The sequence below is a fragment of the Streptomyces sp. NPDC056503 genome, from assembly GCF_042794995.1.
In the GTDB taxonomy this organism is placed as follows: Bacteria; Actinomycetota; Actinomycetes; order Streptomycetales; family Streptomycetaceae; genus Streptomyces.
Map to the genome: position 1 here is coordinate 36123 of NZ_JBHTST010000052.1, position 11317 is coordinate 47439.

At 71.9% G+C, this 11317-nt stretch carries 11 protein-coding genes; 5 read left to right on the top strand and 6 right to left on the bottom strand.

What is annotated here, in order from left to right; genetic code table 11:
* Positions 1 to 39: 39 nt before the first annotated feature.
* From folB to ACFQ8C_RS17860, 3 genes are read left to right on the top strand one after another with little or no spacing between them, the layout of a single operon-like run.
* The gene (folB, locus tag ACFQ8C_RS17850) at positions 40 to 399 is read left to right on the top strand and encodes a dihydroneopterin aldolase (protein ID WP_015034453.1); all 360 of its coding nucleotides are present in this window, start codon (positions 40 to 42) and stop codon (positions 397 to 399) included.
* On the top strand, positions 396 to 995 hold the full coding sequence (gene folK / locus ACFQ8C_RS17855) for a 2-amino-4-hydroxy-6-hydroxymethyldihydropteridine diphosphokinase (protein WP_383458119.1): 600 nt from the start codon (positions 396 to 398) through the stop codon (positions 993 to 995). The genes folB and folK overlap by 4 nt, the downstream gene beginning before the upstream one ends.
* Positions 996 to 1043: 48 nt before the next feature.
* Positions 1044 to 1523 carry a DUF3180 domain-containing protein gene (locus ACFQ8C_RS17860; RefSeq protein WP_351110565.1) on the top strand — a complete coding sequence of 160 codons (480 nt, stop codon included), beginning with the start codon at positions 1044 to 1046 and terminating at the stop codon, positions 1521 to 1523.
* Between the two features lie 18 nt (positions 1524 to 1541).
* On the opposite strand, the gene folE is transcribed toward ACFQ8C_RS17860, so the two are convergent.
* The 6 genes from folE to dacB form a co-directional block, all read right to left on the bottom strand.
* Positions 1542 to 2147: a GTP cyclohydrolase I FolE gene (folE, locus tag ACFQ8C_RS17865; protein WP_383458121.1), complete on the bottom strand. Its 606-nt coding sequence runs from the start codon at positions 2145 to 2147 to the stop codon at positions 1542 to 1544.
* Positions 2148 to 2247: 100 nt separating this feature from the next.
* Positions 2248 to 4260: an ATP-dependent zinc metalloprotease FtsH gene (gene ftsH / locus ACFQ8C_RS17870; RefSeq protein WP_383458124.1), complete on the bottom strand. Its 2013-nt coding sequence runs from the start codon at positions 4258 to 4260 to the stop codon at positions 2248 to 2250.
* Positions 4261 to 4452: 192 nt separating this feature from the next.
* Positions 4453 to 4992: a hypoxanthine phosphoribosyltransferase gene (gene hpt, locus ACFQ8C_RS17875; RefSeq protein WP_043226634.1), complete on the bottom strand. Its 540-nt coding sequence runs from the start codon at positions 4990 to 4992 to the stop codon at positions 4453 to 4455.
* Positions 4993 to 5033: 41 nt separating this feature from the next.
* Complete coding sequence (tilS, locus tag ACFQ8C_RS17880; RefSeq protein ID WP_383458127.1) at positions 5034 to 6050, bottom strand: tRNA lysidine(34) synthetase TilS; 1017 nt, start codon at positions 6048 to 6050, stop codon at positions 5034 to 5036.
* A gap of 209 nt (positions 6051 to 6259) precedes the next feature.
* The gene (locus ACFQ8C_RS17885) at positions 6260 to 7408 is read right to left on the bottom strand and encodes a zinc-dependent metalloprotease (RefSeq protein WP_383458129.1); all 1149 of its coding nucleotides are present in this window, start codon (positions 7406 to 7408) and stop codon (positions 6260 to 6262) included.
* A gap of 58 nt (positions 7409 to 7466) precedes the next feature.
* A complete protein-coding gene (dacB, locus tag ACFQ8C_RS17890) occupies positions 7467 to 8876 on the bottom strand; it encodes a D-alanyl-D-alanine carboxypeptidase/D-alanyl-D-alanine-endopeptidase (protein WP_383458132.1) in 1410 nt (469 codons plus the stop codon).
* A gap of 102 nt (positions 8877 to 8978) precedes the next feature.
* Here dacB and ACFQ8C_RS17895 point away from each other — a divergent pair, with 102 nt between their 5' ends.
* Positions 8979 to 9470 carry an inorganic diphosphatase gene (locus ACFQ8C_RS17895; RefSeq protein ID WP_376602461.1) on the top strand — a complete coding sequence of 164 codons (492 nt, stop codon included), beginning with the start codon at positions 8979 to 8981 and terminating at the stop codon, positions 9468 to 9470.
* Between the two features lie 133 nt (positions 9471 to 9603).
* Positions 9604 to 11259, top strand: a complete 1656-nt coding sequence (locus tag ACFQ8C_RS17900) for a threonine/serine exporter ThrE family protein (RefSeq protein ID WP_383458140.1) — start codon at positions 9604 to 9606, stop codon at positions 11257 to 11259.
* The last annotated feature ends 58 nt before the right edge of the window (positions 11260 to 11317 follow it).

Here is an 11317-nt window from a genome sequence, read left to right on the forward strand (position 1 = left end):
CTGCGTTCCCCCGCAACTACGACAGCAGGAGTGATTCGCGTGGATCGTGTCGCGCTGCGCGGCCTCAAGGCCCGAGGTCACCACGGCGTCTTCCCCAAGGAGCGCGAGGAGGGCCAGACCTTCATCGTGGACCTGGTCCTCGGCCTGGACACCCGCCCGGCGGCCGCCGACGACGACCTCACCAAGACCGTCCACTACGGCGTCGTCGCCGAGGAGGTCGTCGACGTCGTCCAGGGCGAGCCCGTGGACCTGATCGAGACGCTCGCCGAGCGCATCGCCCAGCAGTGCCTCAGCCACGCGGGCGTACAGGAGGTCGAGGTGGTCGTCCACAAGCCGGACGCCCCCATCACCGTCCCCTTCGACGACGTCACCATCACGATCACCCGGAGCCGACGATGAAGCCGACCCAGAGCGACCCCACCGTCCAGCCCGTACCGGCCGCCGTCGTCGCCGCCGTCGACGCCGCCGACACCACCCTCTCCAACCCCCGCTGGGCGGTCCTCGCCCTCGGCGCCAACCTCGGCAACCGCCTGGAGAACCTCCAGGGAGCCGTCGACGCCCTCGGCGACACCCCCGGCCTCCGCGTCAAGGCCGTCTCCCCCGTCTACGAGACCGAGCCCTGGGGCGTCGAGCCGGGCAGCCAGCCCTCGTACCTCAACGCCGTCGCCCTCGTGAAGACGACCCTCCCGCCCTCCTCCCTCCTGGAGCGCGCCCAGGCCGTCGAGGAGGCCTTCCTCCGCGTCCGGGACGAGCGCTGGGGCGCCCGCACGCTGGACGTCGACATCATCACGTACGCCGACGTGGTCTCCGACGACCCCGTGCTCACCCTCCCCCACCCCCGCGCCCACCAGCGCGCCTTCGTGCTGGCCCCCTGGCACGATGTGGACCCGGAGGCCCAGCTCCCCGGCCACGGCCCCGTGGGCGCCCTCCTGGCCGCCGTCGACCGCGCCGGCCTGACGCCCCGCACCGATCTGGAACTCCGTCTCCCCGAGTAGTCGTTACGCTACGTGGCAGACCACCCGCGACCACGTGAAGGACACCCGGTGAAACAACTGCGGCTCAAGGTGCTCGCCGGACTCTTCCTGGTCGCCGGCATCCTCTCCTGGGGCGGCGCCCGCCTCTGGGACTCGGTCGGCACGCTCCCCAGCGTGCCGCTCGCCGCGCCCATCGTCCTGGCCGTGATCGCGGTGGTCCTCACCGCCACCGCCCTCTCGATCCGGGTCCGCCTCAAGGCCCAGCGCGAGCGCCGCCCCGGCGCCAAGGGCGTCGAACCCCTGATGGCCGCCCGCGCGGTCGTCTTCGGCCAGGCCAGCGCCCTGGTCGCCGCCCTCGTCGCCGGCCTCTACGGCGGCGTGGGCGTCTTCCTCCTCGGCTCCCTCGACGTCCCCGCCCGCCGCGACCAGGCCCTCTACGCCGCCGCCGCGGTCGTCGCCGGCCTCGGCGTCATCGCCGCCGCCCTCTTCCTGGAGCGCGTCTGCAAACTCCCGGAAGACGACGAAGGCCCGGGCGGAGCCCGGGCCTGAAACCACCGTCGGAGCGCGTCAGCGCGCCATGATGAGGCTCATCGCCTCGGCGCGGGTCGCGGGGTCGCGCAGCTGGCCCCGGACCGCCGAGGTGATGGTCTTGGCTCCCGGCTTGCGGATGCCGCGCATCGACATGCACATGTGCTCGCACTCGACGACCACGATGACGCCGCGCGGCTCCAGGATCTCCATCAGCGAGTCCGCTACCTGCGTGGTGAGACGTTCCTGCACCTGGGGGCGGCGGGCGTAGACGTCGACCAGCCGGGCCAGCTTCGAAAGACCCGTGATCTTGCCCGTCGTCGACGGGATGTACCCCACGTGGGCCACCCCGTGGAACGGGACGAGGTGGTGCTCACAGGTCGAGTAGACCTCGATGTCCTTGACCAGCACCATTTCGTCGTGGCCCAGGTCGAACGTGGTCGTCAGCACGTCCTCGGGCTGCTGCCGCAGCCCGGCGAATATCTCCTTGTACGCCCGTGCCACGCGCGCCGGAGTCTCCCGCAGACCCTCGCGGTCCGGGTCCTCGCCGACCGCGATGAGGAGCTCTCGTACGGCGTTCTCGGCGCGCTTCTCGTCGAACTCGCCGATCGTGCCTTCGCCGTCCAGCGTCACCGGGTCGGTCATCTGTGCCTCGTTCCGTCTGGTCTGACTGGGCGCGAAAAAAGCCGCGCCCCCACAGGCTAGAACCTGTGGGGGCGCGGCTTCCATTCCGGGGGTCCGGGGCTCAGGGCTCCGGGGTGTCCTCGGGGGCGATGTCGATGCCCTTGGTGGTGTCCACCGAGGCCGTGCCGTTCGCGCTGTTCGTCAGGGCCAGCTCCTTGGGGGAGAGGACCGGCGGACGCGTGGACGGGGTGCGGCGGGACGAGCCGGTCCAGGCCGGACGGGCCGGCCGCTTGACGATGGGGGCGAAGATCTCGGCGATCTCCTCCTTGCCCAGGGTCTCCTTCTCCAGGAGGGCCAGGACCAGGTTGTCGAGGACGTCGCGGTTCTCGACCAGGATCTCCCACGCCTCGTTGTGCGCGGTCTCGATGAGCTTCTTGACCTCTTCGTCGACCAGCGCGGCGACCTCTTCCGAGTAGTCGCGCTGGTGGGACATCTCGCGGCCGAGGAAGGGCTCGGTGTTGTCGCCGCCGAACTTGATGGCGCCGAGCCGCTCGGTCATGCCGTACTGCGTGACCATCGCGCGGGCGGTGGCCGTGGCCTTCTCGATGTCGTTCGCGGCGCCGGTGGTCGGGTCGTGGAAGACGAGCTCCTCCGCGGCGCGGCCGCCCAGCATGTACGCGAGCTGGTCGAGCATCTCGTTGCGCGTGGTGGAGTACTTGTCCTCGTCCGGGAGGACCATCGTGTAGCCCAGGGCGCGGCCGCGGGACAGGATGGTGATCTTGTGGACGGGGTCGGCGTTCGGGGAGGCCGCCGCGACCAGGGCGTGGCCGCCCTCGTGGTACGCGGTGATCTTCTTCTCCTTGTCCGACATGATCCGGGTCCGCTTCTGCGGGCCCGCGACCACGCGGTCGATCGCCTCGTCGAGCGCCTTGTTGTCGATCAGCTTCTGGTCCGAACGGGCGGTGAGGAGCGCCGCCTCGTTGAGGACGTTGGAGAGATCGGCACCGGTGAAACCGGGGGTGCGGCGGGCGACGGCGCCGAGGTCGACGTCCGGCGCGACCGGCTTGCCCTTCTGGTGGACCTTGAGGATCTCCAGACGGCCCAGCATGTCGGGGCGGTCGACGGCGATCTGCCGGTCGAAGCGGCCCGGGCGCAGGAGGGCGGGGTCGAGGATGTCGGGCCGGTTGGTGGCGGCGATCAGGATGACGCCGCCCTTCACGTCGAAGCCGTCCATCTCGACGAGGAGCTGGTTGAGCGTCTGCTCGCGCTCGTCGTGTCCGCCGCCGAGGCCGGCGCCGCGGTGGCGGCCGACCGCGTCGATCTCGTCGACGAAGACGATGGCCGGGGCGTTCGCCTTGGCCTGCTCGAAGAGGTCGCGGACGCGGCTGGCGCCGACGCCGACGAACATCTCGACGAAGTCGGAGCCGGAGATCGAGTAGAAGGGCACCCCGGCCTCGCCGGCGACGGCGCGCGCGAGGAGCGTCTTGCCGGTTCCGGGCGGGCCGTAGAGCAGGACGCCCTTGGGGATCTTGGCGCCGACGGCCTGGAACTTCGCGGGCTCCTGGAGGAACTCCTTGATCTCGTGGAGCTCCTCGACGGCCTCGTCCGAGCCGGCGACGTCGGCGAAGGTGGTCTTCGGCGTGTCCTTGGTGATGAGCTTCGCCTTGGACTTGCCGAACTGCATGACGCGGGAGCCGCCGCCCTGCATCTGGTTCATCAGGAACAGGAAGACGACAACGATGAGGACGAAGGGGAGGAGCGAGAGCAGGATCGAGACGAAGGGCGACTGCTTCGTCGGGGAGACGGTGTAGCCCTTCTCGATCTGCCCGGCCTCGAACTTCTCCTGCAGCTTGTCGGCGAGGTCGGCGCCCTGGGTGCCGATGTAGCTGGCCTGGACCTTGTTGCTGCCGTCGATCTTGACGTCACCGGCGAGTTCGATCTTGACGATCTGCTCGTCGCCGGTGGTGATCTTTGCCTGCTTGACCTGGTTCTTGTCGATCGCCTGGACGACCTTGCCGGTGTCCACCGTCTTGTAGCCCTCGGACGAGCCGACGACCTGCATCAGCACGACCACGGCGAGGACGGCCAGCACGATCCACATGACCGGCCCACGGAAGTATCGCTTCACGTCCATCCATACGGAGCGAGATTCGCCCCGTCCCTCCTGCCCGTAGGTAAATGCCTCTGTGTGAGAAAAGCTGTGCGAGAAACACGGTGTGGGAAAAGCTGTTCTTCGGACGGTACCTCAGCATCGTCGCCCGCGACCGCCTTCCCGTGGTTCAACGGGGGGAAGGCGGTGCGGGTTCCCCGTACGAGGAGGTCGCGCTCAGCCGCCGTAGACGTGCGGGGCGAGCGTGCCGACGAACGGGAGGTTCCGGTACTTCTCGGCGTAGTCGAGGCCGTAGCCGACGACGAACTCGTTGGGGATGTCGAAGCCGATCCACTTGACGTCGATGGCGACCTTGGCGGCCTCCGGCTTGCGCAGCAGGGTGCAGACCTCCAGGGAGGCCGGCTCGCGCGAGCCGAGGTTCGACAGGAGCCAGGACAGCGTCAGGCCGGAGTCGATGATGTCCTCGACGATCAGGACGTGCTTGCCCTTGATGTCGGTGTCGAGGTCCTTGAGGATGCGGACGACGCCCGAGGACTGGGTGCCGGCGCCGTAGGAGGAGACGGCCATCCAGTCCATGGTGACGGGGGTGGACAGGGCGCGTGCCAGGTCCGCCATCACCATCACGGCGCCCTTGAGGACTCCGACGATGAGCAGGTCCTTGCCCGCGTATTCCGCGTCGATCTTCGCGGCCAGCTCGGCCAGCTTGGCGTCGATCTCTTGCTTGGTGATGAGCACCGACTGGAGGTCGGTGCCCATGTCCTTCTCGTTCACCCGGGTCACTTTCGTTGCAGCGTGCGTCAGCCTTGCCGGATGACCAGTCTGCCACCCTGACGGCGGGCTTCGACGCGGCCGGGCAGGTTGATGGCGCCCTGACCGCGCCAGCCGGTGATGAGCCGGTCGAGTTCTTCGATGTGGCGGGCGAAGAGGGAGCCGGCGGGGGCGCCCTCGGCGATGACGGCGCGGCGCAGGACGCGGCGGCGTACGGCGGGGGGCAGCCCGAAGAGCTTGGCGCATTCGAGGGCGCCCGCCTCGTCGCGTACGGCGGTCTCGGCGTCGGCGGCCCAGGTGTCGAGGGCGTCGGCGTCGTCGCGGGAGAGCTGGGCCGTTCGGGCGAGGGCTTCGACGACGCCCTTGCCGAGGGCCTTCTCCAGGGCCGGGAGGCCTTCGTGGCGGAGGCGGGAGCGGGTGTAGGCGGGATCGCTGTTGTGGGGGTCGTCCCAGACGGCGAGTTCCTGGGCGATGCAGGCCTTGCGGACGGTCTGGCGGTCGAGCTGGAGGAAGGGGCGGCGGTAGCGTCCGCGGGCGCCGGAGACGGCGGCCATGCCGGAGAGGGAGCGGATGCCGGAGCCCCGGGCGAGGCCGAGGAGGACGGTCTCGGCCTGGTCGTCGCGGGTGTGTCCGAGGAGGACCGTGGCGGCTCCGTGGCGCTCGGCGGCGGCGTCGAGGGCCGCGTAGCGGGCGTCGCGGGCGGCGGCTTCGGGTCCTCCTTCGCGTCCGACGGTGACGGCGACGGCTTCGACGGGGCCGAGGCCGAGGGCGGTCATGCGGTCGGCGACTTCGTCGGCGCGGCCGGAGGAGCCGTCCTGGAGGCCGTGGTCGACGGTGATGCCGCCGGCGCGGACGGGGAGTTTGCGCGCCTCGAAGGCGAGGGCGGAGGCGAGCGCCATGGAGTCGGCTCCGCCGGAGCAGGCGACGAGCACGAGGGGGTGGCTGTCGCGGGGGGTGGCGGGGTCGGTGGGGTGCTCGGTGAGGACGTCGTGGAGTACGCGGCGGACCGCCAGGCGTATCGCCGCGACCGCAGGATGGGGACCCATGGTTCGGTGCCCTTCGTGAATGGGGTGGGGTGCCTCGGTCGGAGTCTTAACGGTCGGAATGGGGTGTTCGGTCACTCAGAGTGCGTCGATGGTGACAGAAACGTGGCCCTTACCCGAGCATTGCACGCCTCACCCCACGGCCAGGGTCCCTCGGATGGGTGATTGGCGTGTTGTTCCGTCGCGTTCCGGTGCCGTCCGCCGCATCCGCCTCAGGAGTCCGCCTTGCGGTGCACCCTCGCGATCCAGTCGGCGGGGGCGGCGATCTCGCTCTTGGTGGGGAGCGTGTTGGGGGAGGTCCAGACGCGGTTGAAGCCGTCCATGCCGACCTGGTCGACGACGGCGCGGACGAAGCGCTCGCCGTCGCGGTACTGGCGGAGCTTGGCGTCGAGGCCCAGGAGCTTGCGGAGGGCGAGGTCGAGGCGGGAGGCGCCGCGGGCGCGGCGGGCCTGGAACTTCTCGCGGATCTCGGCGACGGAGGGGACGACCTGGGGGCCGACGCCGTCCATGACGTAGTCGGCGTGGCCTTCGAGGAGGGACATCACGGCGGTGAGGCGGCCGAGGATCTCGCGCTGCTCGGGGGTCTGGACGAGTTCGACGAGGGAGGGGGAGGGGTCGCCCTCCTCGGCCTCGGGGCGGCCGCCGGCGAGGGTCTGGGCGGCTTCGCGGAGGCGTTCGACGAAGGTGCCGGGGTCGACCTCGGTGGCGGCGAGGAATGACTGGATCTCGCCCCGGAGGTGGTCGCGGAGCCAGGGGACGGCGGTGAACTGGGTGCGGTGGGTCTCCTCGTGGAGGCAGACCCAGAGGCGGAAGTCGTGCGGGGAGACGCCGAGTTCCCGTTCGACGTGGACGATGTTGGGGGCGACGAGGAGGAGGCGTCCGCCGCCTTCGGGGGCGCCGGGGAGGTCGCGGGTGGCGGGGGCGAAGGTCTCGTACTGGCCGAGGATGCGGGAGGCCAGGAAGGAGAGCAGCATGCCGAGCTCGACGCCGGTGACCTTGCCGCCGACGGCGCCGAGGACGGCGCTGCCGGGGGCGGCGGTGCGGCGCTCCTGCATCTTGCCGAGGAGCGGGGAGAGGAGTTCGCGGAAGCCGGCGACGTTGGCCTTGATCCAGCCGGTGCGGTCGACGACGAGGACGGGCGTGTCGGCGATGGTCCGGGGGTCCGTGCCGTCGGGGAGCATCCGGGTGTAGGCGCGGACGTGTTCCTCGGCGGCCTTGGCGTGGCGGCGGAGTTCGGCGACGACGGCGCGGGCCTCGTCGCGGCCGACGTCGGGGCCGGGGCGGACCAGCCTGGTCGCGGTCGCGACCGCGAGGTTCCAGTCGACCATTCCGGACGTGCCTGCACCACCGATGCTCGTCATGCGTCAACGGTACGGGTTCGGGGCCCTTTCGGGTCCGGTCCTGCGGGTGGGGCGGGGGCTAGTTCTGGCCGGTGAGGGCGGCGGAGAGGCGGTCGAGGGCGGGCTGGGCCAGGTCCGGGGAGGGGGTCTTGCCGGCGAGGAAGGCGAAGGCGAGGAGGCGTCCGTCGGAGGTGACGACGGTGCCGGCGAGGGTGTTGACGCCGGTGAGGGTGCCGGTCTTGGCGCGGACGAGGCCGGCGCCCGCGGGGGCCTGCCCGTAGCGGCCGGCGAGGGTGCCGGTGAAGCCGCCGACGGGGAGGCCGGTGAGGAGGGGGCGCAGTTCGGGGTGGGCGGCGTCGGCGGCGCGGGTGAGGAGGGTGGTGAGGAGGAGGGCGGAGACGCGGTCGCTCCGGTCGAGGCCGCTGCCGTCGGCGAAGCGGGCGCCGTTGAGGGGGAGGGCGAGGCGGGCGAGTTCGTCGCGTACGGCCTTCTCGGCGCCGCGGAAGGAGGCGGGCTGCCCGTGGGCGAGGGCGGTCTGGCGGGCGAGGGCCTCGGCGAGGTCGTTGTCGCTGTGGGTGAGGGTGCGCTCGACGAGTTCGGCGAGGGGGGCGGAGTCCGTACGGGCGAGGGGGGCGCCCTGGGGGGTGCGGCCGGGGGCGGGGGCGCCGGTGACCTTGACGCCGGCGTCGGCGAGGAGGGCGGCGAAGGCGGTGGCGGTGTCGCGGGCGGGGTCGCCGGAGCGGGGCGCGGGTCCGTGGGCGCTGCCGTCGAGGCGGCCCGCGCGGGTCATGAGGGCGGTGACGGGGGCGAGGTTCTCGTTGGGGCCGATGGGGTGGAGGGCGGGCCCCTTGTACAGGCCGGTGTCGTAGGCGAGGCGTACGGCGGTGCGGCCGCGCTTCTCCAGGGCGCGGGCGGTGTCGCCGGCCAGGGCCTTGAGGCGGGCCTCGTCGAGGGTGGGGTCGCCGCCGCCGGTGAGGGTGACGGTCCTGCCGTCGGGGGCGGCGGTGACGGTGGTGGTGATCCGGTGATCGGGGCCGAGGGCGGAGAGGGCCGCGGCCGCGGTGGCGATCTTGACGGTGGAGGCGGGCGTCATGGGGGTGCCGGCGCCTTCTCCGTACAGCTGCCGTCCGGTGGCGGTGTCGACGACGGAGGCGGTGCGCGCGGTGCCGAGGCCGGGGTCGCCCAGGAGGGGGACGAGGGTGCGGGCGAGGTCGGCGGGGCGGGCTCCGGGGGCGGCCGGTCCGGACACGGCGGTGAGGACGCCGGGGGCGCTGGGCGCGGGAGCCGGTTCGGTGACCCGCGGGGCGGCGGGGGCGGCGGCCGGGGCGGGGTGATGCTCGCCACCCCTCGCGGGGGCGGCGGCGCGGGCCCGCTCGGCCGTACGCTGGCCTCCGTCCCATGGGCCGGCCGCGGTCGCCGCCGCGGCGGCGAGAGCCAGACCGAGCACGGCGGAGCCCGCCGTGAGCTGCCACACCCTCGGCTCCGGCATTGCTGACCAGCCCCTTTCGCGATCACGTACCTGCGTGAGAGACACTTAATCACCGCGCGTCGTCGCGAGCATTCACTTGTGTTGATTCAGGAGGAGCCACCCGTGGAGTTCGACGTTCTCATCGAGATCCCCAAGGGATCGCGGAACAAGTACGAGGTCGACCACGAGACCGGTCGCATCCGTCTGGACCGTCGCCTCTTCACGTCGACGGCCTACCCGACCGACTACGGCTACGTGGAGAACACCCTCGGCGAGGACGGCGACCCGCTGGACGCGCTGGTCATCCTCGACGAGCCCACCTTCCCGGGCTGTGTGATCAAGTGCCGTGCCATCGGCATGTTCCGCATGACGGACGAGGCGGGCGGCGACGACAAGCTGCTCTGCGTCCCGGCGACGGACCCGCGCATGGAGCACCTGCGCGACATCCACCACGTGCCGGAGTTCGACCGCCTGGAGATCCAGCACTTCTTCGAGGTCTACAAGGACCTGGAGCCGGGCAAGTCGGTCGAGGGCGCCGACTGGGTCGGCCGCGAGGAGGCCGAGGCCGAGATCGAGAAGTCGATCGCGCGCGCCAAGGAGCAGGGCGCTCACTGACGCCCGGTCCCGTGGACCTCGTGGAAGGCGGTGCACCCTTCGGGGTGTACCGCCTTTCGCGCATCCACGTTTCGCACGTCCGTTTGACGCCCATACTGGAATCCAAGATTCCCTGGGTGTGAGCGGAGAGAGCGTGGTGGCGGAGCCGGCGGGCCCCGAGGAGGCTCCGGAGGACCGGAAGCCCCTGTCGGACGAGGCGACCTCGGAGTTCGCGCTGCCGGAGGGGCTGCTGCCGGAGCCACCGCCGGAGCCGGAGGGCTCGGCGTTCGTGGTGCCGGAGGGGCTGGCCGCCGAGCCGTCGAACGCCGAGCCCGAGGGCTCGGCGTTCGCGACGCCCTCGACGTACTCGTCGAAGGACTCGCCGCCGGCCTTCACGCCGGCGTACGGGGTCCCCCTGGCGCGGCTGCCGCACAACGCTCCCTGGCAGGACCGGATGCGGACGATGCTGCGGCTGCCGGTGGGTGACCGGCCGGTGCCGGAGAAGCCCGCGGCGAAGGACGAGACGGGGCCCTCGGTGCCGCGCGTGCTCGACCTGACCCTCCGCATCGGCGAGCTGCTGCTCGCGGGCGGGGAGGGCGCGGAGGACGTCGAGGCGGCGATGTTCGCGATCTGCCGGTCGTACGGCCTGGACCGCTGCGAGCCGACGGTGACCTTCACGCTGCTGTCGATCACGTACCAGCCGTCGCTGGTGGACGACCCGGTGACGGCGAACCGGACGGTACGCCGCCGGGGCACCGACTACACCCGGCTGGCGGCGGTCTACCAGCTTCTGGCGGACATCAACGCGCCGGCGCACGAGGTGTCGCCCGAGGAGGCGTACCGGCGTCTCGCGGAGATACGGCGCAACCGGCATCCGTACCCGGGCTGGGTGCTGACGGCGGCGGCGGGCGTGCTCGCGGGCGCGGCCTCGACGCTGCTGGGCGGCGGGCCGTGGGTCTTCTTCGTGGCGGCGCTGGGCGCGGTGCTGGGCGACCGGCTGGCGTGGCTGTGCGCGGGGCGCGGGCTGCCGGAGTTCTACCAGTTCCTGGTGGCGGCGATGCCGCCGGCCGCGATGGGGGTGCTGCTGACGCTGCTCCACGCGGATCTGCGGCCCTCGGCGGTGATCACGGGTGGCCTGTTCGCGCTGATCCCGGGGCGGGCGCTGGTGGCGGCGGTGCAGGACGGCCTGACCGGCTTCTACATCACGGCCTCGGCACGGCTCCTGGAGGTCGCCTACTTCTTCGTGGCGATCGTGGTGGGCGTGCTGTCGGTGCTGTACGTGGCGGTGCAGTTCGACGCCCAGCTCAATCCCGAGGGGGCGCTGAGCCCGGTCGAGCAGCCGGTGACGCAGATCCTGTCGTCGATGGTGCTGTGCGCGACCTTCGCCATCCTCCTTCAGCAGTCGCGAGCGACGGTGCTCTTCGCGACGCTGAACGGCGGGGTGGCATGGGTGGTCTACGCGTCGATCGCGGTGACCGCGGAGGGGTCGACGGTGATGGCGACGGCCGTCGCGGCCGGGCTGGTGGGTCTCTTCGGGCAGCTGATGGCCCGCTACCACCACACGTCCTCGCTGCCGTACGTGACGGCGGCGATCGGGCCGCTGCTGCCCGGTTCGGCGACGTACTTCGGGGTGCTGGCGATCGCCCAGAACAACCTGGACCAGGGCTTCGCCTCGCTGGCGAAGGCGGCGGCCCTGGCCCTGGCGATCGCGATCGGGGTGAACCTGGGAGGCGAGCTGGCCCGCCTCTTCATGCGGGCCCCGGGTGCCGTCTCCGCCCGCAGCGCGGCGAAGCGGACCCGAGGCTTCTGAGCCCGGCCCGGTCGGCGTCACGACAGCGCTCTGCCCCCGGCCGGAATGCAGCTTCGGC

Bases quoted from the DNA above. Each gene is read 5' to 3' on its own strand.
- ACFQ8C_RS17885 (WP_383458129.1), bottom strand. From the start codon at position 7,408: ATGACGAGCATCGGTGGTGCAGGCACGTCCGGAATGGTCGACTGGAAC.
- hpt (WP_043226634.1), bottom strand. From the start codon at position 4,992: ATGGGCACCGACCTCCAGTCGGTGCTCATCACCAAGCAAGAGATCGAC.
- ftsH (WP_383458124.1), bottom strand. From the start codon at position 4,260: ATGGACGTGAAGCGATACTTCCGTGGGCCGGTCATGTGGATCGTGCTG.
- tilS (WP_383458127.1), bottom strand. From the start codon at position 6,050: ATGGGTCCCCATCCTGCGGTCGCGGCGATACGCCTGGCGGTCCGCCGC.
- folE (WP_383458121.1), bottom strand. From the start codon at position 2,147: ATGACCGACCCGGTGACGCTGGACGGCGAAGGCACGATCGGCGAGTTC.
- folK (WP_383458119.1), top strand. From the start codon at position 396: ATGAAGCCGACCCAGAGCGACCCCACCGTCCAGCCCGTACCGGCCGCC.
- dacB (WP_383458132.1), bottom strand. From the start codon at position 8,876: ATGCCGGAGCCGAGGGTGTGGCAGCTCACGGCGGGCTCCGCCGTGCTC.